Consider the following 22,536-nt stretch of genomic DNA (forward strand, 5'->3'; position numbering starts at 1 on the left):
CTCCGCGCCGCGCGCCGCCCGCCTGCGGGGACCGGTCTACGTCGCCGACCGCACGGTCACCACGACCCGCAGGCGCGAGGACCTGGTCGAGGTCGCGGTGTGCGCCCTCGGCATCGTCGCAGTCTGGGCACTCGGAGTCGTGGCCAGCGCCACAACCCGCGGCGTCACGATGGACGTCATGCAGTTCCAGGTCATCAGGAGGATCCTGCTGCTGCCCGTCAACCTCATCGAGGGGATGATCGTCCTCACCACGCCCATCGCGGTGGTCTCCTCCCTGGCGCTGCGGCGCCGGCTCCGCTCGATCACCCAGGCGCTGGCGACCTCCGTCGGCGCGGCCATCGGGGGAATGGCCCTCTCCTCGTTGGCGCGCCTGCTGCCCGAATCCCTGGCGGCGCCGCTCAGCGTCGACCGGGCGATCGCGACCCAGGGCACCCTCAGCGGCGTCGTCATCGGGGTCAACATCCTGTTCGTCGTCCTCGCCGCGCTCTTCACGGCCTCGGGCGAAGCGCAGTCGATGCGCTCCGTGCGCTGGGGGTGGGCCGGGCTGTGGGCGATCGTCTTCCTGTCGGTGATGCGCTCGTCCGTGACGCTGCCAGGCGCGTTCGTCTCCGTGCTGATCGGCCGCGCATTCGGCTGCGCCGGCCGGTGGGGCTTCGGATTCGGCGGACAGAGGGCGCGGGGGCGCGAGATCGTGCGCGCCCTGTTGGACATCGGCATCGTCCCCACCCACATCATCCGCACGGACCTGGACACCACGACGGAGCCCCTGCGCACGTGGTCCGTGTCCGAGGACGAGGACGGTGCCCTGCGCTCGGAGGCGACCTGTCCGGGCAATATCGACATCGCGGTGACCCTGCGCCCCGACTCCGGCCACAACCGGCACTACCAGGTGTGGGACGCAGGCGGCCGCGGCCTCGAGCTGGTCGTCGTCGAGCCCGGCCGCGAACTCACCGGCACGCTGGTGGAGCTGTGGAACAACTTCCGCCTGCGGGGCATCTCCCGATGGGTGTCCCCCTCCGCGAAGGCCAACGTCGAGCGCGCCGCACTGACCTCGTTGCAGGCGTCGCGGGCCGGGGTGCGCACCCAGGAGCACGTGGGCATCACCGCCGCCGGGGACTCGATCATCGTCGTCATGGAGGCGCTGGAGCCGACCGCGCCGCTCACGGAGCTGGGCGGCGCCCTGACCGACGCGCTCCTCGACGAGGCGTGGGCGCAGCTGGCGGCCGCCCACACCCGGGGCATCACGCACCGCAACCTCGCCCCCAACTCGGTCGTGGTGGACACGGACGGGCGCGTGTGGCTGCTCGACTGGGACCGCGGGGAGGTGGCCACAACGGACCTCAACAGGTCGATCGACGTGGCCCAGATGCTCGTGCTGCAGGCTCTCGCGGCGGGGCCCGAGCGGGCGCTCGCCTCGGGCAGGCGCTGCGTCGGGGACGAGGCGCTGGCCGCCTGCGCCCCCCTCATCCAGAAGCCGGTGCTGCCCACGGCCGTGAACCAGCGGCTGCGCCGGTCGGACCTGCTGGGGGAGCTGCGCGGCGCGCTCGTGGAGGACTCGGAGGCCGAGGAGGCCGGCACCGCGAACATCCAGCGCTTCCAGCCGCGCACGGTCTTCACCTTCGCCATTCTCTTCGTCGCCGTGTTCGTGGTCCTGGGGTCGTTGAACTTCTCGGACATCATCAGCGCGCTCACCCAGGCGAACCCGTGGTGGATACTGGCCTCCGCCCTCCTGGCGTGCCTGATCTGGGTGGGGGCGAGCGTGCCGCTCATGGCCCTGAGCCCGGAGCGGCTGCGCTTCTCCGACACCCTCATCGCCCAGGTCGCCGCCTCGATCATCACCATCGTGGCGCCCGCGGGGGTCGGCCCCGCGGCCCTCAACCTGCGCTACCTGCGCAAGAAACGGGTGCCGACCGCCATGGCGGTCACCACCGTGACCCTCATGCAGCTCTCCCAGGTCCTCATCACGGTCACGCTGCTCCTGCTGGTCGTGGTGGTGTCGGGCGCCTCGTTGTCGGTGTCCATCCCCTATGGGACGATCCTGGCCGTCGTCGGCGTCGTCGTCGCCGTGGTGGGCGCGGTCCTGGCGGTCCCGCGCGCCCGGGCGTGGGTGTGGTCCAAGGTCGAGCCCACGTGGCAGCAGGTGTACCCGCGCCTGCTGTGGATCGTCGGCCAGCCGCGCCGCCTCGCGCTGGTGGTGTGCGGCAACCTGTTGATGAACATCGGTTATGTGGGGGCGTTCTGGTCCGCGCTGACGGCGATGGGGGGCTCCCTGGAGTTCTCGAACGTGGCCCTCACCTACCTGACGTCGAACGCCCTCGGCTCCATCATCCCCTCCCCCGGCGGAATCGGGCCCGTCGAGACCGCCCTCACCGCCGGCTTGCAGGTGGCGGGCGTGTCGGTGTCCATCGGATTGCCGACTGCGATCATCTACCGCCTCGTGACGTTCTACGGCCGCATCCCCTTCGGGTGGGTGGCGATGAAGTACATGGAGCGCAAGGACCTCATCTGACCGGCCGCCGCCGGTTCCCGCCGCACTTGCTGACGCGGCCGCCCGGGGGTCTGGACGGGGCCGCGCGCCCCGTCTATCGTGGGAAACGCGCCTGTTCCTCCTACCGTCGAAGCAAAGGAAGATCCCATGACGCGTTCAACACGACCGCTCCGCGCGTTCGCGGTGGCGCTCCTCGCCACCGCCTCCTCCCTCGCCGCCGCCGGCATGGCCCAGGCCGCGCCCGCGGCCCCCACCGACGTCGTCACCTACGACGCCCCCGGATCGGAATCCGCCGACTGGTCGACCGACAACGACCTGGACGCGACCGGTTACTGGACCCCGGAGAGGATGCGCAACGCCATCCCCGTGGACTCGGACCCCGGAGCCGCCCCGGATCCCGCTCTCCTCCAGCCCCCCTCGGGCTCCTCCCTGCTGTCGGCGCCGGTGGCGCCCGACTCCCCGCCCGTCGACCTCACCGAGCCCGTGGAGCCCGCGTCGGGCGAGAGCCCCACGATGCTGCTCGGCAACCAGGTGTACGTGCCCATCACCACGGGCAAGGTGTTCTACTCCGTGGGCAGCAACGACTACGTGTGCTCCGGCTCGTCGATCAACACCCCGGGCAAGTCGATGGTCGCCACCGCCGGCCACTGCCTCCACGCGGGAGCGGGGGGCACCTGGCACTCGCGCATCGCCTACGCGCCCGCCTACTCCAACGGCACGACCCCCTACGGCCTGTGGCACATGAAGACCGGGACCGCCTTCAACGGGTGGACGGACAGGTCGGACGCCAGGTACGACTACGGTTTCTTCATCGTCTACCCGCTCAACGGCAGGTACCTGGTGGACCGCGTGGGCGGCAACGGCCTGTCCTACAACCGCGGCACGACGAACAAGGGCGTCCGCATCTGGGGCTGGCCCGCCGCCGCGCCCTTCGACGGGAGCCGCCCCTACCACTGCGACGGGGACACCTTCGCCTACGGCACCGGGGGCGACATGGCGATGAACTGCAGGATGAACGGCGGATCCAGCGGCGGCCCGTGGATGACCAGCACCTCCTCGGCCACTGTCGGACGCGTCTTCGGCGTCACCTCGCGTATTACCACCTCGGGCCCCGCGCGCATCATCTCGAGGCCCTTCGACTCGGACGTCGTCAGGCTCTACCAGTCACTGGAGTGACCGATGGAACGGCATCGATACGGCCGCGTGGCGGCCCTGGTCTCGGCGGTGGCCGTAGTGGGCGCCCTCGTCGCCCTGTACGCCTGGAGCGCGGCGGGGGGACGCGGGCCCGGTTCAACGGACCCCAGCCCCTCGGTGTCCCAGTCCGGCCCCTCGTCCGAGTCCACCGCGACCCACGTGCCCTACGACCAGAGCGCCCAGTCCTACTGGACGGAGGACCGCATGCGCAATGCGGAGCCTGCCCAAATGCCGTCCGCTCCTTAGCCTCCGCCCGCTGGAAAGGGGGGTCGGCGCGCCACTCGCGGCGCGCCGACCCCCATTCATCACCGGTTCCCCGGCGGGTCAGTGCCTCAACTCCCCCGTGGGTTCGAAGAAGTGCCAGTACCCGTCGATGTGGCGCCAACCGGTCGCCATCTTGCCGGAGTCCCCCAGGTAGAACCAGGATCCCTCGATCTTCTGCCAGCCGGTGGTCATATGGCCCGCGGCGTTCAGGTAGTACCATTCGCCGCCGTCTTCGACCCAGCCGATCGCCATGGCGCCCCAACTCGGGATCAGGTAGTACCAGGCGCCGCCATCGACCAGCCAGCCCGTGGACATCGCACCGGAAGCGCCGTGGTGGAACCAGTACCCGCCATCGCGCACCCAACCAGTGAGCGCGTGCCCCGACTGGTCGAAACGGTACGTCCCACCATCGATCACCAGGGCCTGTCCACGCGGATACGTCCCATCGGCGAACCGGTACCACCAGCCACCGGCGTCCTGCACCCACTGGCCCTCACCGGGCTCCGGAGCAGGAGGAAGGGCAGAACCCAACACACCAGTGACCACACGGAACGTGATGTCCCTGCTCTCGACGCGCAACGACGCCCCATCGACCGACGGAACCCACGTGAAGCGCACCCACGAGGAGATCGCCCCCCCGTCGGCGTCGTCGAGCGACGGATCACTGTCGGAGGCCGAATTCCAGTCGGACACGACGGTCTCAGCGCCGCCGGGGCCGACCTCGATGGCGCGGGCCTCGCGGCCGACGGCGACGCCGCCGGTCATTGTGGCCATCACCTCAATGGTCTCGCCCGCCTTCACCTGGACCTTCGAGGCGTCCCCCGCCCGGTCGATCGCGGGCGAGGACAGCGACAGGGCCGGATCCACGTACCTGTGCAGATGGGACGCCGGATCCAGACCGGCCTTCTCCACGGCCGTCTTGGCCACCGACCACGCGGCGGAGTCCCTGTCGGCGGCCACGTACACGTGGGCTTCCGCGAGCTGCTCGGCGGTGAGGAGGCCCGTGGTGAGGACGAGCTCCTCGAGGGTGGAGGGGACCACCAGGGTCTGCGGGAAGTTGCCGTGCGTGTAGGCGATCCGCTTCATGCCCTCGCCGAAGAAGGCGGACGCGGTGTGGTTGGGGACCCATTCCTCCGGGGACGCGAAGGTGCCGTCCTTCCCGCCGCGCACGATCATGCGGACGGGCAGGCCGCCTTCGAAAGCGGCCTCCTCGATGGTGCGGATCCGCGCGCCGAACTCGATGGTCTCGACCTGGGTCCCGGCGAAGGCGTCGGACACCTCTTCCAGGGAGTCGGGCAGTGCCACGTCGGTGAGTTCGTGGATCCCGGCGAAGGCCTGGGCCCCGATGGCCTTCACGCCCTCGGGGACGACCACTTCGCGCAGCGTCGCGTGGCCCTTGAAGGCGGCCTCGTCGATCTGCGCCGTCCCGGGGCGCACCGAGTACGCGGGCAGGGGGGCGGCGAGGGCGGCGTAGACCAGGTGGCTCCCGTCGTTGCCCTGCTGGTAGAGGACGGAGCCGTCCAGCGAGAGCACGGGGTTGGAGGGGTCGACGCTCAGGGAGGCGAGCGCTGTGGTGCCCGTGAAGACGCGCGCGCCCAGCTCGGTCAGGCCCGAGCCCAGGTGGACCTCCTTCAGCTCGGTGCTGCGGGTGAAGGCCCCGTCGCCCAGGGAGGTGACGGAGTCGGGCAGGACGGCCGAGACGAGCCCCGTCTCGGCGAAGGCGTAGGCGCTGATCGTGGTGAGGCGGCCCAGGTCCGCCCTGAAGTCGACCTCTTGCAGGGCGTGCGAGGCGAGGAAGGCCTGCTCGCCGATGGTCTTCGTGCCGCCCAGGTCCACCCGGGCCAGGGAGGGCATCCCCGAGAACGCGCATTCCCCGAAGGTCTCGAAGGCCTTGGGGAGGACCAAGGACTCCAGGTAGGAGCCGCTGAAGGCCCAGTCCCCGATGCTGCGCAACGAACTGGGCAGGACGACGCCCTTCAGGGGCGCGCTGTTGAAGGCGCCCGACTCGATGCGTGTCGTCTCATCGAGCACGGTGTAGGTGGTGCCGCTGCCCTTTCCGGCAGGATAGACCACCAGGCTCGTGTGGTCCTTGGAGTAGAGCACGCCATCGACTGCCTCGTAGGACGCGTTGTCCGGGGCGACTGTGAAGCCGCTGAGCTGGCGGGAGCTGGTGAAGGCGTCGGACAGCTGCCCCGCTTCCACGCCGCGCCCGATGTGGGCGCTGGTGAGGGCGCTGCATTCGCTGAACGCGCTGGATCCAACGGTGGTGACGGAGTCGGGGATGACGATCTCAGTGATCCCCGTGGTCCGGAAGGCGCTACTGCCGATGGAGACCAGGCCCTCGTTGAGGCCGACGTGGGAAAGGCGCTCGATGGCGTTGAAAGCGGCGTCGCCGATGGTGCGCACGGAGGCGGGCAGGTCGACGGAGCCCAGTCCGGTGGCGTTGAACGCCTCCTGCCCGATGGTCACGAGGGAGGAGGGGAACCCCGGGGCGGTCGAGCCGTCGGCCTGGCGGACGCTCAGCCCTTTGAGCGAGTGCGCGGCGCTGAAGGCGGCCTCGCCGATCTCGGTGACCGCGTTGCCGACGACTGCTTCAGTGAGCAGTGAGCTGTTCTTCACCAAGCGGGCGGGGATCGATGTGAGGGAGTCGGGCAGGGACAGGCGTGTGATGCCGGAGTCCGCGAAGGCGCCCTCGCCGAGGGAGGCGGCCTTCGACGGGACAGCGACCTCCGTGAGGGCGGGTGTGTTGGCTGCCGCTTCGGCGCCGATCGCGGTGAGCTGGGAGGGGTGGTCGGCGGTGTCCTCGAAGACCAAGGCCTTCAGCTGCTGTGCGTCGGCGAACGCCCTGTCGCCGATGGTGCGGACCGTGGCGGGGACGGTGATGCGCTCGGCGGTGGTGCCGCGCAGCGCCTCGTCGGCGATGGCCGTGGCCTTGCCGGGGATCGTGATGTCGCTGGCCGAGCCGGTGTAGCGCAGGAGCACGCCGTTGGCGTCGATTTCGAAGCCGTTCTGGTCAGTGGTGGCGCCGACGGCGGGTTTGAGCGCGGACGCCGGCGGAGTGGACGAGGCCGGGGCGGACGAGGCCGGGGCGGACGGGGCCGCGGCCTGGGCACGGCCGCTTGGAAGCGCTTGTGCTGGTGCTGCGAAGGCGGCGCCTCCGATCAGCGCTCCTGTGAGCGCGATCGTGAGCGCGGCGCGTGGCATATGGGGAGTCATGGCCGTTCCAATGATCGAGGCGGGTGGGGAATGATGGGTGGGGGACGGCCCCGGACGGCAGTCCCTGATTTCACTAACGATATTGGTTATTCATTACCACTTCAAGCGGTTTATCGAACAGCATAATGAATAGTGAATATTCATTACTGATAAATTATTCGATCGTATAATTAGTTGTCCGATGGATCGGTTCACCTCCTCGTCGGATTCCAAGGAGCAGGGCGCTCCTGTCCGCTCCCGCCCCCGGTCCGCCGACAACGGTGTCCCGCGTAGCGGTGCGTCTGCTCTGCGTTCGGGCCGGCAGGGCGGAGTGCGCGCCACTGCAAGCGCAGTGGCGCTCTCAAAGGGAAAGCAGTGCTTCGCAAGCGTTGTTGCGCTTGCAGAACATGGTAGCGCTGCGCGAACGCGGTATCACTGTGAGAACGAGCCCACCGCGTGGAAAAGGGGCCGGCGCGCAGCGATTCCTCGCCGCGCGCCGGCCCCGGAGCGGTTCGCCCAGGGGATCACCCCTTCAGCGCACCGGATGGGCCGAACTCGTACCACTTGCCGTCGATCTGCTGCCAGCCGGTGACCATGTGGCCGGAGGCATCGAGGTAGTACCAGTGCCCGCCGTCGGAGACCCAGCCGGTCGCCATGGCGCCCGAGGCACCGAGGTAGTACCAGTACCCGCCGTCGGAGACCCAGCCGGTGGACATGCGGCCCGAGGGGTCCATGTAGTACCAGGATCCGCCGTCTTCGACCCAGCCGATCGCCATGGCGCCCCAACCGGGGACCAGGTAGTACCAGGCGCCGCCATCAACCAGCCAGCCCGTGGACATCGCACCGGAAGCGCCGTGGTGGAACCAGTACCCGCCATCGCGCACCCAACCAGTGAGCAGGTACCCCGACTGGTCGAAACGGTACGTCTCACCATCGATCACCAGGGCCTGTCCACGCGGATACGTCCCATCGGCGAACCGGTACCACCAGCCACCGGCGTCCTGCACCCACTGGCCCTCACCGGGCTCCGGAGCAGGAGGAAGGGCGGAACCCAACACACCAGTGACCACACGGAACGTGATGTCCCTGCTCTCGACCCGCAACGACGCCCCATCGACCGACGGAACCCACGTGAAGGCAGCCGACGACGCGGGCGCGTCCCCGTCCGCGTCGGGCCCGTCAGCCGCCCCGGCCGCCTGGTCGGAGGCAGCGGACTGAGTGGGAGCGGCCTGGTCCGCAGGGGCGGCCTGGCCGGAGCCGGACTGGGCCTGGTCGGCCCCGGATTGCGCTTGGCCGGCCCCGGACTGGGCCTGGTCGGAGCCGGACTGGGCCCCGGCCTCGTCCGCGCCCGCGGGCGCCTGCGCGCCCGGCTCCGCCCCGGCGTTCGCATCCGGCGCGGGGGAGGGCTGGGCGGCGCCCATGACGGCCCAATCGGAGACGACGGTCTCAGTGCCGTCGGGGGCGACCTCGACGAAACGCGCTTCGCGCCCATCGGGGACGCCGCCGGTCAGCGTGGCCGTCACCTCAACGGACTCGCCGGCCTTCACCTGGACCTTCGAGGCGTCCCCCGCCCGGTCGATCGCGGGCGAGGACAGCGAGAGCGTGGGCTCCACGTACCGGTGCAGCTGGGACGCCGGATCCAAACCGGCCTTCTCCACGGCCGCCCTGGCCACCGACCACGCGGCCGACCCCTCGTCGGCGGCCACGTACACGTGGGAGGCCGCCAGCTGTTCGGCGCTGAGCGCGTAGGTCCCCAGCGCGAGCTCCGCGAGGGTGGAGGGGACCACGAGCGTCTGCGGGAAGGAGCCCCCGTAGCCGTAATTGATCCGCTTCATGCCCTCGCCGAAGAACGCGGCCGTGGAGCGGGCGCCGGTGGAGTCCGTCGACCCGGTGAAGGAGCCGCCCACGCCGCCGCGCACGATCATCCGGTCCGGCACGTTGCCCTTGAAGGCGTTCTCACTGATGGTGCGGATCCGCGTGCCGAACTCGATGAACTCGACCCCCGTGGAGTACAGGCCATCGAACGCCTCCAGGGAGTCGGGCAGGACGATCTCAGTCAGCGACGACGCGTTGTTGAAGGACCCGGCCTTGACGACCTTGAGGCCCTCGGGCAGGACGACCCGCTGGAGCGCCTTGTTGTTGCGGAACGCCTGCGCGTCGATCTGCACGGTCCCGGGCCGCACCGAGTACTCGGTGAACGTGTTCGACGGCAGGGACAGCACCAGGTGCGTCCCGTCCTGCTGCTTCGCGTACAGGACGTTGTTCTCCGCCGAGTACACGGGGTTGTCCGCGCTGACGGTCAGCGTCCGCAGCGCGTCCGAACCGGTGAGGAAGCCCGTGTCCAGGTCCGTCAGAGCCGCCCCGATGTGGACCTCCTCCAAGTGCGGGTTGTTCTCGAAGGCGAAGGCGCCCACCGACTTCAGCGAGTCCGGGAAGACGAGGACCCGGACGGGCGCGCCGGAGAACGCCATGGAGCCCACCGTCTCCAGCCGGTTCAGGTCGGTCCTGAAGTCCACCGACGTGAGCGAGGCGGAGTCGAAAGCGGAGTCGCCGATCGTCACCGTGCCGCCCAGGTCGGCGCTGGCCAGGTCCGCCGTCGCCTGGAAGGCGTGCGCCTCCAGCGTCTCGAACTGGTCGGGCAGCGCCACACTGGTGAGTCGCGCGTTCGCGAAAGCGGAGGCGCCGATCGAGCGCAGCGACGCCGGGAAGGCGATCTGGCGCAGGGGGGCCTGCTGGAACGCCTCGTCATCGATGCGGACGGTCCCATCGACCACCGTGTAGGATCCGCCGCTGTTCTTCGCCATGGGGTAGGCGACCAGGTGCGTGCGGTCCTTCGTGTACAGGACGCCGTCGACGCTCTCGTAGGAGGCGTTCGCCGAGTCCACCGTGATGGACGAGAGCTTGGGCGACAGCGTGAAACCGGCGACGAGCTGGTCCGCGGCCACATTCGGGCCCAGGTGGGCCTTCGTCAGCTCGGGCATCGCCTTGAAGGCGCCCGATCCGACCGTGGTCACCGAGTCGGGCAGCTCCACCTCGGTGAGCAGCGTGCCCGAGAAGGCCTGCTTGCCCACGGAGACGAGGCCGTCATTGAGGCCCAGGTGGGTGAGCCGCGCCGTCATGAAGGCGCTGTCGCCGATGGCGCGCACGGAGGCCGGCAGGTCCAGCGAGGCGAAGCGGGTGCCGACGAAGGCGCTCGCCCCGATGGTGGTCAGGGCCGAGGGCAGCCCTGCCTTGGTGGAACCGTCGGCCTGGCGGATGCGCAGCTCGCCGAGCGAGGTGTTCTCCGAGAAGGCCGCCGCCCCGATCTCCGTGACCGCGTCGCCGATGGTCACCTCGTTGAGCTGGGAACTGCGTTCGGCCAGATCCGCGGGGACCGCCGTCAGCGAGTCCGGCAGGGACAGGCGCTTGATCGTGGAGTTCGAGAACGCGCCGTCCCCCAGCTTGACGACCTTCGACGGCAGGAGGACCTCGTCGAGGCTGTAGTCGTTATCGACCAGGGCGATCCCGAGCTCAGTGAGCTGGGAGGGGTGGTCCGCCGTGTCCTCGAAGACCACGGTCGTCAGCCTGCGCGCGTCGGCGAACACCCGGTTCCCGATCGTGCGGACGGTGGCGGGGATGTTGATGCGCTCGGCGTTGACGCCGCGCAGCGCCTCGTCGGCGATCGCGGTGACCGTGTCCGGCACGTTGATGGTGCTGCCCGAGCCGCGGTACTGCGTGAGGACGCCGTCCGCGTCGATGACGAAGTCGTCGTAGTCGCTCTGGTGCACCTCGACTGGGGCGGTCGCCGTCTTGTCACCGGCGGGGGTCGTCACCGTGGCGGTGACGGTGCCGCGCGCGGAGCGGTCCCCCGCTGTGATGGTGGCGCCCAGGGTGTCGGCGGAGGGCTGTATGGATGCGCCCTCCACGTCCAGGGCCCACGTCACCGAGGATCCCCGCAGCGAGGGGGCCAGCAGCGCCGAGACGGACGCCTGCCCGCTGGTGGGGATGATGATCGGGGAGTCGGAGAGGGCGATCCCGGTCTCCTCGGAGACGGGGGCGACCTTCACATGGGCGGTCGCGCTGACCGCGGGATCCGCGGCCGATGCGACGACGATGTCCGCCTCGCCCTGGCCGACGCCCGTCACCACGCCGGAGTCGCTGACCGTGGCCACCGCCTGATCGCTCGAAGTCCACACGACGTCGGTCATATTGGCCTCGGCGGGCTCGTGGCTCGCGACCAGTTTCGCGTTCTGGCCGGGCACCAGCGACAGCGACGACTGGTCCAGGGTGAGCGAGGTCATCGGAATGGACTCGACGACGACGCGGTGGTTCTTCGAGGCGTTGATCCCGAAGTCCCACGCGCGCAGCAGCGGGGTGGCGGGGAGCTTGCCCTTGCCGCCCTGCTCGGTCCAGCTCTTCTGCAGGTCCGAGGCGCGCACGTCGAAGTGGTAGCGGTGCGTCCCATCCGCTTCGACCGTGCCGTCGTCGGACACCAGGATGCGGTGGAACCATCCGCCGCTGTCCGGGTCGGCGAAGTCGACCGCGGCCAGGGGCGAGGAGTCGGTCACGTCGAAGGAGACGGTCTTCTCCTCGCCCTCGCCCGTGGTGGCGAGGTTGGAGATCTCAGGGGCCACGGTGTCCATCGTGAAGTCGTAGGACAGCTCCTGGTGGGAGGAGTCCGGGCCGTCGGTGTCCGTCGATATCGTCAGCTTGTAGGCGCCGTCGGGCACGAGGTTGCCCTGCTCGTCGCGCCCGTCGAAGACCGGCGAGCCGATCCGGGCCTCGGCGTAGAGGACCTGCATCCTCCGGGGGTTGTACAGCGACTTGTGGGCGCCGTCGAAGGTGTAGGAGCGCACCGCCTCGCCGGCCTCGTTGGTGTACGTGTACGTCATCTTCGCGGTGGAGCGCAGTGTGCCGGTCACGGGCTGGATCGAGTTGGGTGACACCGACCACCCGCTGTTCGACACGATGTAGCGCGACGGGTCGGGCTTCACCTCGTCGAGGAGGCGGACCTTCTGCAGCGGGTTGACGCCCAGCGGCATCCCGGTCGTCGTCGAGGCGAGGGCCGACTTGTAGATGTGGGCCTTCTGGGCGCCCTCGTCGGACCACTTCGTGTCGAACACGTTCGCGTCGCCCCAGTTCCCGTAGAAGCCCAGGAAGGGGACCGTCAGGCCGGGCTCGCCATCGGTCTGCGAGGCGAACTCGACGAATCCGTCGACGAAGGTCCCCTTGGGCAGGTTCGCGCCGACGTAGTCGGCGAAGGACTGCTCGACGGCGATGGCCACGCCCACCCGCGCCGTGCCCCCGGCGGGGACGGTGATGGTGGCGCCCTCGGAGGTGCCCGAGACGCCCTCGCCCGAGTAGGACACGGTGATGCCCTCGCCGCGGAAGTTCTTCGAGTGCTCGGAGATCAGACCGCTGTCGTTGACCAGCTCGGACAGGGCCTGGCTGGACAGCGCGTAGGAGCGCGCCTCGGAGCCCACGTTGCGCAGGGTGATGCCGAAGGTCCAGCCACTGGTGCCGTCGCCCAGGTCGGCCTTGGGGCGCGACGGGGAGCGGGCGCCGTCGACTGTGGGGTAGACGGTGGCCGTCGTGGCCGCCAGGGCGTCGGCGATCCCGGCTCCCTGCTTGCGCGGCGAGTAGTAGGCGCCCGTGCCCTGGTGGACGTCGACGAGCGGGTGCGCCGTGCCCATCAGCAGGTTGGTGACGACGTCGTGCTTCTCGGAGTCGGTGAAGGACGAGAAGCGCTCGTCCGAGGCGACCCGCTGGCGCACCTGCGCGGCGATGCCCGCCATCTGCGGGGTCGCCATCGACGTGCCCGACATGTAGCCGTACTTGTCACCGGGCAGCGCCGAGTAGATGTTGCCGCCGGGCGCGGAGATCTCGGGCTTGAGGGCCAGATCGGGCGAGACGCCCCAGGACGAGAAGTCGGACATCACGTAGTCGGTGGAGGGGGCCAGGCGCGCGCCCTTCTCGAAGACCAGGTTGTGGTCGGCGGCGGCCAGCATCGCCTCGCCGTTCGCCTTGGAGATGAAGGCGACGGGGATGGTCGTGGTCTGGACGGCGGGGCGCACCAACGAGTCGGAGTCCACGTTGTCGTAGATCACGACTGCGGCCGGCTTGTAGGGCGCCAGGGCCTTGACTTTGTCCTCGAAGGTCATGGGCTTGCCCGCGTCGGAGGTCCCGCCCCTGCGGACCAGGGCGAAGGCGCCCTCGATCCCGTCGGGGTTCGCCTCGTTCATGGCCGCGATATCAGCGGCCTTGCCCTCGCCCGCGTCCACGTAGCGGTAGGTGCCGGACTCGATGTCGCCGAAGGACGCCATGTCCCCGCCCGAGGCGTTGGCGCCCTCCTGATAGGCGATCCGCAGGCCCGCCGCGGTGAAGTAGGGCATGCCCTCGGCGTTGTCGACCGAAGCCACGGACAGGGACGTCTGGAACGTGGAGGGCTCGTCCACTGTGGAGGAGTCGGGATCCGAGGCGTAGGGGAGGTTCGCCCCGGAGGTGTTGTTGTGGGCCGAGGAGTACGAGTTGCCCGCCGCGACGTTGAGGGTGATACCCTTCTCGCGCAGGACCTTGTAGGCGTCGGCGTAGATGGAGGCGGCCTCGTCGCTCATGCCCGCGTCGGATCCGAAGGACATGTTGACCGAGTCGGGCTCCAGCACGCCCACGTCGTCGAGGGCGCCCAGGATCGCGGAGTCGGGCAGGGCGCCGTCGGAGTCGCGCGCCACCTTCAGGGCCATGAGCTGCGCGTTCGGCGCAGTGCCGCGGATCGTGCCGCCGTTGCCCGTGGCGATGCCCGACACGTGGGTGCCGTGCGAGAGGTCGGCGCTGGAGTGGGGCACCACGTCCGCGTCGTTGTCCGCGTAGTCGTAGGCGAAGGGGATCTTCTCGGAGACGTAGACGCCCTCCTTGCCGACGGCGAGTTTCGACTTCAAGGAGGAGACGTCGCCCTCGGAGAGTTTGACGGTGGAGTCGTCCAGGTCGCCGCTGAACGCGGGGTGGCCCACCTCGAGGCCCGTGTCGATGACGGCGATCACCTGGCCGTCGCCCTTGTAGGCGGTGGAGTCCGCGTGGGTCATCGTCAGCGAGGACGCGTTGGCGGGGGGCCCCACGGCGTCGGGGGCGGGGGTCTCGATGTCGCGCTGGTGGAGCTCCTCCACGAACGCCGCCTTGACCCCCTCGACGCCGCGGACCGCCTCGAGCGCCCCACGGGGGATCTCGATGGCGAATCCGTCTATGACGGTCGAGTAGTCCTTGACGTCGGTGATGGGCGTGCCGCCGGAGGTGCTCACGCCGGGGAGCGCGCCCGAGACGGCGGAGGTGATGCGGTCCTTGACGACCTCGTGCTTCGTGGACGAGGAGAGGCCGAAGATCCGCCTGTACCACGGGATCCCCACATTGCCCTCGTCGAGTTGGACGATGACGGTGACCGGCGTGGTGCCGCCGGTGCGGTCCTCGTCGGCGAGCAGGCCGCCCTCCGGTGCCTTGGCGCCGCCGCCGGCCAGTTCGGACATCGAACTGAGCGCGGCCTCGAGGCCGCGGCCGCTCTGCGAGTCGTCGCCGGAGCCGGTCCCGGACTGAGCCGCAGCGCCCGACGGCTCCGCGGGGGCCGGAGTGGACGGGCGGGCGGCGTGGGAGGCCGGCGGAGTGGGCGGTGGCGCCGCCGCCGTCGGCGACGCCAGCGCCACCGCACTGGCGACGAGCGCGCCCGAGAGCGTGAGTGTGAGAGTCGCGCGTGGAATGTGTCGTTTCATGACTGCCCCATGGTTGACGGATATTGGATAAGCGCACCCTTTTTCGGGGAACAAGGCCACTCTTATTTCTGCCACCCTATTGGCGAACTGCCCTTCGCATCAAGAGAGATGTGGCGCGAAACACCACTACCCTCCCACAGCGTGAGACTACTACCATCGCAATATGCTCATTCGACTATTGCGGGCGCGCCTGCGCCCATACACTTGGCTCCTCGTGGGGGTCGTCGTCCTCCAGTTCGCCCAGGTCATGGCCTCCCTCTACCTGCCCACCCTCAACGCCGACATCATCGACAAGGGCGTGGCCACCGGCGACACCGCCTACATCTGGCGCACCGGCGCCTTCATGCTGGCGGTGAGCGCCCTCCAGGGGGTCTGCTCGGTCCTGGCGACCTACCTGGCGGCCCGGGCCTCGATGGGCATGGGGCGCGACCTGCGCGGCGCCGTCTTCGAGCGCGTCAGCGGCTTCTCCGAACGGGAGACCACCCGTTTCGGCGCCGGATCCCTGATCACCCGCAACACGAACGACGTCCAGCAGGTCCAGATGCTCGTCATGACGAGCTGCACGATAGCGGTGACCGCGCCGATCATGGCCATCGGCGGGATCATCATGGCCGTCAGCAAGGCCCCCGCCCTCTCCTGGCTCATCGCGGCCTCGGTCCCCCTCCTGCTGGTCGTGGTCGCCCTCATCGTCAGCCGCATGGTCCCGCTGTTCCGCTCCTACCAGGACAAGCTCGACGGCATCAACCGCGTGATGCGCGAACAGCTCGCCGGGATCCGCGTCATCCGGGCCTTCGTCCGCGAGCGCGCCGAGACCGACCGCTTCGAGGAGGCGAACAGCTCCATCACCCGCGTCAGCGAACGCGTCGGCCAGCTCTTCGTCCTCCTCTTCCCCCTGGTGATGCTCATGCTCGACGTCACCATCGTCGGAGTCATCTGGTTCGGCGGGCACCGCGTCGGCGACGGCGACGTCGAGATCGGCACCCTCATCGCCTTCATGGCCTACCTCATGCAGATCCTCATGGGCATCGTCATGGCCTCATTCATGACCATCATGATCCCGCGCGCCGCGGTCTGCGCCGAGCGCATCAGCGAGGTCCTGGCCACCCCGCCCACGATCACCGCCCCCGCCGGGGCGACGACCGCCTTCCCCTCGCCCGGCTCAGTCGAAATGCGGGACGTGGGCTTCACCTACCCCGACGCCGACGAGCGCGTGCTCGAAGGCGTGGGCTTCACCGCGGCGCCAGGGACCACGACCGCCATCGTCGGCTCCACCGCCTCCGGCAAGTCCACGATGGTGCGCCTGCTGGCGCGCCTGCTCGACGCCTCCGAGGGACAGGTCATCATCGGCGGCACAGACGTGCGCGAAGCCGATCCCGAGGCGCTGTGGGCGCAGATCGGCCTCGTCCCCCAGCACCCCTTCCTTTTCGCCGGCACCGTCGCCTCGAACCTGCGCCTGGGCCGCGAGGACGCCACGGACGAGGAGCTGTGGGAGGCCCTCGGGGTCGCCCAGGCCGAGGACTTCGTGTCCGAGATGGACGGCGGCCTCGACGCGGCCATCGCCCAGGGCGGCACGAACGTGTCCGGCGGCCAGCGCCAGAGGCTCGCCATCGCCCGCGCCCTCGTGCGCAGGCCCCCTGTCCTCATCTTCGACGACTCCTTCTCCGCCCTCGACGTCGCCACCGACGCGCGCCTGCGCGCGTCCCTGGGGCCCGCCACCGCGGGGACCACGAAGATCGTCATCGCCTCCCGGGTGTCCACCATCGTCGACGCGGACCAGATCCTGGTCCTCGACGCCGGGCGCCTGGTCGCCAGCGGCACCCACGAGCAGCTGCTCGCGGCCTCGGAGGTCTACAAGGAAATCGTCACCTCCCAATTCGGAGCGGAGGCCCTCTCATGAGCACCCAGGACAAGACCCCCACGACCCAGACGAGCCCCGAGGAGGAGGAACTGGCCGCCGAGGCCCTCGCCTCGTCCGGCGGCTGGCACGACGGCCCGCCGCCCGGGAAGGCGAAGGCGTTCTGGCCCTCGTTCAAGCGCATGATCGGGCTGCTGACCGCCCACCGCAACTGGATGGCGGCGATCCTGGTCGCCACGGCGGCCTCCGTCGCCCTCGCGGTCATCGCGCCGAAGGTGCTCGGGCGGGCGACGAACGTGGTCTTCGAGGGCGTCGTCTCACAGGCCCTGCCGGCCGGGACCACGAAGGAGCAGGCCATCGAGGCCCTGCGCGCCCAGGGGATGGACGACTTCGCCACGATGCTCTCCGCCATGGACATCACCCCTGGCACCGGGATCGACTTCCAGCGCCTGGGGGGGATCCTCCTCCTCGTCCTGGGCCTGTACGCGGGCTCCGCCTTCCTCAACTGGTTCCAGGGGTACATGCTCAACCGGATCACCGCCCGCGCTCTCTACCGCCTGCGGCGCCGGGTCGAGCAGAAGATCCACCGCCTGCCCCTGAGCCACTTCGACCGGATGCGCCGCGGGGACGTGCTCTCGCGCCTCACCAACGACGTGGACAACGTGAACAACACGCTCCAGCAGACCCTATCCACTGCGCTGAGCTCCATCCTCACAGTGGTCGGGGTGCTCGCCATGATGTTCTCCATCTCGTGGAAGCTGGCGCTGGTCGCACTCATCACCGTGCCGCTGTCGGGCATCGTCTTCGGCTTCATCGGCCCCCGCTCGCAGAAGGCGTTCACCGCCCAGTGGGCGCGGACCGGCACCCTCAACACGCGCGTCGAGGAGTCCTTCTCCGGGCACGCCCTGGTGCGCGTCTACGGGCGCACCGACTCGGTGCGCAGGGCGTTCGCCGAGGAGAACGAGCAGCTCTACCGCACGGCGCTGCGCGCCCAGTTCCTCTCGGGGATCATGATGCCGATCATGCTGGTCATCGGGAACATCGTGTACGTCGCCATCGCCGTGGTCGGCGGCGCCATGGTGGCCTCGGGGGCGCTGCTGCTCGGCGACGTGCAGGCGTTCATCCAGTACTCGCAGCAGTTCTCACAGCCGCTGGGCCAACTGGGCGCCATGGCCACCGCCGTCCAGTCGGGCACCGCCAGCGCGGAGCGCATCTTCGAACTCCTGGACGCCGAGGAGGAGGGGGCGGACGCCCCGGCCCGCGCCCCGTCGGACACGGACGGGCCCGGCGCGGCACAGGACTCCCCCGCCCCGTCGGATGGGGCGACCGCCCCGAAGGGCGCCGGCGCCATCGAGATGCGGCACGTGCGCTTCTCCTACTCGCCCGGCACCGAGCTGATCCGCGACCTCACGCTGCGCGTCGACCCCGGGAACACGGTGGCGGTCGTGGGGCCGACGGGCGCGGGCAAGACCACCCTGGTCAACCTGCTCATGCGCTTCTACGAGCTCGACTCCGGGCGGATCACCATCGACGGCCACGACATCGCCGCCATGACCCGCCACGAGGTCCGGCGCCGCACCGGCATGGTCCTGCAGGACCCGTGGCTCTTCGCGGGCACCGTGCGCGAGAACATCCGCTACGGCCGCCCCGGTGCCTCGGACGCCGAGGTGGAGGAGGCCGCCAGGGCGTGCTTCGTCGACCACATCATCCGTGCGCTCCCCCACGGCTACGACACGGTTCTGGAGGAGGACGCGGCGAACATCTCCGCGGGCGAGCGCCAGTTGCTCACCATCGCGCGGGCGTTCGTGGCGAACCCCTCGGTGCTGATCCTCGACGAGGCGACCAGCTCGGTGGACACGCGCACGGAGCTGCTGGTCCAGCGCGCCATGAACGCGCTGCGCCAGGGGCGCACGAGCTTCATCATCGCCCACCGCCTGTCCACGATCCGCGACGCGGACACGATCCTGGTCATGGAGGACGGCGACATCGTGGAGCAGGGCGGCCACGCGGAGCTCCTCGCCAAGGGCGGGGCCTACGCGCGCCTGCACGCCGCCCAGTTCGCGAGCGCCTCCGACTGAGCCCACCCGGCCCCGGGGTCCGTACCGCCTCCGGGCGGTCCCGGGGCCGGGCGCTGCGCGTGACGGCGCGTCCCTCACCGACGGGATGATCCACGAGTTGGCGGGACCGGAAGAACGCGGATACGGTACTGGGGTACTGGAAAAGCCGGGGGGCATCCGACATGAGCATCGCAACGCTTCTGGATGAGCACTCGATCGACCTGCCCAGTTACTCGGAGGTCTCGATCGAATCGGGCCGGGCCCCCATCACACTGTCCGTCTGGGAGGCGGAGCGGGACACGTCGCCGACGGTCGTGTTCGTCCCGGGCACCATGACCCACCCCCTGTTCTACAGCCCCTTCCTGGACGCTCTCAGCCGGCACGGCTACCACGTGATCGGCGTCCACCCGCTGTCCCACGGGCGCAGTCCCCGCCTCATCCGCCGGTTCACCCTTGACGACATGATCGGGAACGTCCGGGACGCGGTGGGCTACGCCTGCGCCCGTTTCCCCGGCGCCGTCGGACTGATGGGGTCGAGCCAGGGCGGCGTCCTCACCCTGCTGACCGCCGGCGCCGAGCACCGCATCCGCGCCGCCTTTCCGCACAACGTCCTGTTCACGCCCTTGCGTGAATCCCTGTCGGTCACCCGCTTCCCCAACGCGCTCGGCGTGGTGTACCCGGCGATCCGCCGTATCATCGCCGCGGTCGGCCGGGTGCTGCCCGGACTGCAGGTGCCTGTGGGCTTCTACCTCGACGTGGACAAAGTCTTCTCAGAGCGGCAGTGGCGCGACGCGTTCTTCGCGGATCCCATGCGGCTCGAATCCTACCCGATGAGTTTTCTGTCCAGCCTGTTCACGACTGACATGTCGGCCCTCGTCGATGGCAGTATCAGCTGTCCGGTGGTGGCGTTCGTGTCGACGGGCGATCCCTTGTTCACCCTCGAGTACAGCCGCTTGGTCTACGAGCGGCTGGTGGCGCCCGAGAAGCGGTTGGTCGAGTTGCCCGCCGACCACCACCTGGTCCTCAACGAGAAAGCCGAGCGCGTTATCCCAACGGTACTGGCCGCCCTAGACGACTACCTCAAGTAGCCCACGCTGCCCTGTGGATAGTCCCGGGGCCGGCACCGATCCCCGCATTGGGCCCGGCAGAGCCACCCGGCAGTGCGACGGAGTCCGATTCCGCGGTGGCGCCCCCCAGTTTCAGCGGCTATTGCGACGATGGCGCACCCGCCCTCACTGCCGCTCGGACAGCGCCAGGTTGGCGCGCACGGCCGCGCCGATGCGGTCCAGCGCCCCGGCGGTCGCCCAGCTGCCGTCGAGCCCGGCCAGGCGGGGGACGGGGACGGACTCGCCCTCCTCCAAGTCGAAGCCCAGCAGCGCGCGCCACAGGGGCACCAGTTCCTCGTTGTAGGTGTGCCCGTGGCCGGCGGGGGCGGTGCCGGCGACGGGCAGATCCGCCATGATCTGCAGGTAGGTCACTCCCCGCGTGAACTCGACGTTCTTGGACACGTCCCGCCCGGCGCGCTCGCGCAGCCAGTCGGGCTGGCGCCACAGCAGCCGGGGGTTCCACCACACGACGGGGTCCGAGGCGTGCTGGGCGTAGACGATCCGCGGGAAGGACCAGCGGCCCAGCTCCCGCCCGTACAGGTCCTGGCGCAGGTCCTCGGGGGCGTTGACGAAGCGCACGTTGCGACCGTTATCGACAACCGGAGCCACCTCGGGGCTCCCCCGGTGGCGAGAGGCCGTGAGCACCCGGTGCATCGGGGTGAAGGCGGGCGTGCCCACCCACAGCGCCCCATCGACGCGGGCCAGGGCGTCGGCGGGGGAATCGAACACGGACTGCGAGGCGAAGGCGCCCAGGGACTCCCCGCACACGAAGAGGGCGGGGCGCTCGGCCCCGTCGATGGCGTCGATCGCCTCGCGAACGGCGCGGAAAAGGGCGCGGGACGCCTCCTGTGCGGGCTCGAGCCCCGTCAGCCAGTTGAGGGCGGAGGGCACGTAGGAGTACTGCAGGGACGCGGTCGCGCAATCGCCGCCGGTCAGGTACTCGAAGGGCTGGACCTGCCACTCGTCCACCCATCCCGAGCCCGTGGACGCGGCCACCAGGACCGCTGCCCGCCGGAAGGCGCCGGTGCGCTCCAGTTCGGCCACGACCAGTGCGGCCGCCTCGTCGATGCCCGCCCCTGCGGAGGGCATTCCCGCGTACACGCGGATCGGCTCCTTCGCCGCGCGCCCGGTGACCGCTTCGACGTCGGCGCGGCTGGGGCCCCGTCCGAGGAAGACCCTCCCCTGGCCGCCCACCGATTCCCACGTGGAGGGCGAGGCGGGCGAGGCGGAGCGCTCGGGGACGCTCGGCTGGAAAATGCCCTTCGCGGTGCGCGTGTTCATCCGCTCGGCGTGCCGCCGGAAGAACCCGATGCCGCCGCGCAGGATCACGTTGGAGGTGAGGAAGTAGATGATCGCGCCCAGGATGGCGACGCCGGCCAGTGCCGCCGCCCAGCGCGGCATGTGGTCGGCCAGCGCGTTGATGAGCGCCCGCCCGACCAGGTTGACGCCCGTGATCAATCCGACGAAGAGGTGGGCGATGATGACGGCGCCGACGGCCCCCAGGAGGTAGCCCCACGGCGTTTCGGCGCGCATCCCCACCAGCGCGGCCGCACGGCGGGCACGGCGGTACGACTGGACGACGGCGTACAACCACCAGGCGAGGAACAGCACCGCGACGCCCGCCCGCGAGGCCCACTCGACGGATTCGTCGGCGCTGATCCTCAGGTCCGCCGCCTTGATGAGGCGGGCGCCCGCGCTCTGCACGATGAGCCCCAGGATGTAGCCGATGGAGACCAGGACGCCCGACGCCACGGCGTGCCACCACCAGGACCTGGCCATGAGGGAGGGGGAGACCGACACCGCGTACATGGCGAGCGCGCCGATCAGCCCCAGAAACGACAATCCCATAGTGGTCGATTCTGCCAGTCGTCCGGCCGGAAAAGCAGATCGCGTGACTGTGCTCACTTCGGAGCGGGCGCCGACAGGCGCTGGGACCCGGGGGCGCTTCCGCTGCCGTTGCCGTTGCCGCTACGGAACCTCGGGGGCGGGGGTGCTTCCGCTATGGACCCGGGCAGCGGGGGCGCGGGTGGTCCACACGAGCGTCGAGTAGGGGATCGTGATCTCCTGGTCCGCCCTGTGCCCCAGGTGCTCGTACAGGTACCAGCGCAGGTTGTCCTGCATCGCGCGCCTGCGGGCCGCGTCCGCGCGCAGGTAGGACGAGCGGGTGGTCCCCAGTTCGAGGATCTGCTCGGGCTCCATCCGGTCCTCCCACCAGAACCGCTCGAGGACGGGCGGGGCGAAGCCGGCCGGACGGGGAGGGCGGTCGGCGCGGTGGACGTCCCCGGAGCGCATGATGCGGCAGAGGCGGTGGACCCACTGGGCGGTGACGTCCATTTGGTTGAAGACGATGACCAGGGGCGCCCCCGGCTTGAGGATGCGCACCGCCTCGGCCCCCGCCGCCGCGGGATCCACCCAGTGCCACGACTGGGCGTAGACGACCAGGTCGCAGCTGGCGGCCCCCAGGCCCGTGTCCTCGGCGGTGGCGGCGACCTGCGCGATGAGCGGGTGGGGGCGCGCCTGGGCGCGCATCGCGGCGGAGGGCTCCACGGCCCGCACCTCCAGGCCCTCCTCGGCCAGCAGGGCGCTCATCTTGCCCGTGCCCGCCCCTATGTCGGCGGCGAGGCCGCGGGCGGGGCGGTCAGCG

General features: G+C 70.2%; 10 protein-coding genes. 6 read left to right on the top strand and 4 right to left on the bottom strand.

All coding sequences use genetic code 11. The features are described from left to right. From BH719_RS06145 to BH719_RS06155, 3 genes are all read left to right on the top strand, one after another. On the top strand, positions 1-2,509 hold a 2,509-nt coding region (locus BH719_RS06145), incomplete at its 5' end, for a lysylphosphatidylglycerol synthase domain-containing protein (RefSeq protein ID WP_009743941.1). A gap of 126 nt (positions 2,510-2,635) precedes the next feature. Next, positions 2,636-3,664 (top strand): trypsin-like serine peptidase, encoded by a 1,029-nt coding sequence (locus BH719_RS06150; RefSeq protein WP_009743942.1) that lies wholly within the window; start codon positions 2,636-2,638, stop codon positions 3,662-3,664. Positions 3,665-3,667: 3 nt separating this feature from the next. Continuing rightward, complete coding sequence (locus BH719_RS06155) at positions 3,668-3,928, top strand: hypothetical protein (RefSeq protein ID WP_009743943.1); 261 nt, start codon at positions 3,668-3,670, stop codon at positions 3,926-3,928. Positions 3,929-4,006: 78 nt separating this feature from the next. Here the strand turns inward: BH719_RS06155 and BH719_RS06160 are convergent, their stop codons facing one another. Further along, a complete protein-coding gene (locus BH719_RS06160) occupies positions 4,007-7,162 on the bottom strand; it encodes a leucine-rich repeat protein (protein WP_157098200.1) in 3,156 nt (1,051 codons plus the stop codon). A gap of 503 nt (positions 7,163-7,665) precedes the next feature. Continuing rightward, the gene (locus tag BH719_RS06165) at positions 7,666-14,874 is read right to left on the bottom strand and encodes a leucine-rich repeat protein (RefSeq protein WP_009743946.1); all 7,209 of its coding nucleotides are present in this window, start codon (positions 14,872-14,874) and stop codon (positions 7,666-7,668) included. Positions 14,875-15,037: 163 nt separating this feature from the next. Between BH719_RS06165 and BH719_RS06170 the strand changes: the two genes are divergently transcribed. From BH719_RS06170 to BH719_RS06180, 3 genes are all read left to right on the top strand, one after another. After that, entirely contained in the window at positions 15,038-16,771 is a 1,734-nt protein-coding gene (locus BH719_RS06170) for an ABC transporter ATP-binding protein (protein WP_009743947.1), read from the top strand. Next, the gene (locus tag BH719_RS06175) at positions 16,768-18,807 is read left to right on the top strand and encodes an ABC transporter ATP-binding protein (RefSeq protein WP_009743948.1); all 2,040 of its coding nucleotides are present in this window, start codon (positions 16,768-16,770) and stop codon (positions 18,805-18,807) included. The genes BH719_RS06170 and BH719_RS06175 overlap by 4 nt, the downstream gene beginning before the upstream one ends. Before the next feature lie 161 nt (positions 18,808-18,968). Beyond that, positions 18,969-19,874, top strand: coding sequence for an alpha/beta hydrolase (locus tag BH719_RS06180; RefSeq protein WP_009743949.1), 906 nt, complete (start codon positions 18,969-18,971; stop codon positions 19,872-19,874). Between the two features lie 144 nt (positions 19,875-20,018). Here the strand turns inward: BH719_RS06180 and BH719_RS06185 are convergent, their stop codons facing one another. Then, positions 20,019-21,740: an alpha/beta hydrolase gene (locus BH719_RS06185; protein WP_009743950.1), complete on the bottom strand. Its 1,722-nt coding sequence runs from the start codon at positions 21,738-21,740 to the stop codon at positions 20,019-20,021. A gap of 120 nt (positions 21,741-21,860) precedes the next feature. Next, positions 21,861-22,536, bottom strand: a 676-nt coding sequence (locus tag BH719_RS06190) for a class I SAM-dependent methyltransferase (RefSeq protein WP_009743951.1), incomplete at its 5' end; no start/stop codon positions are given.

The organism is Pauljensenia hongkongensis (genome assembly GCF_001746855.1).
In the GTDB taxonomy this organism is placed as follows: domain Bacteria; phylum Actinomycetota; class Actinomycetes; order Actinomycetales; family Actinomycetaceae; genus Pauljensenia; species Pauljensenia hongkongensis.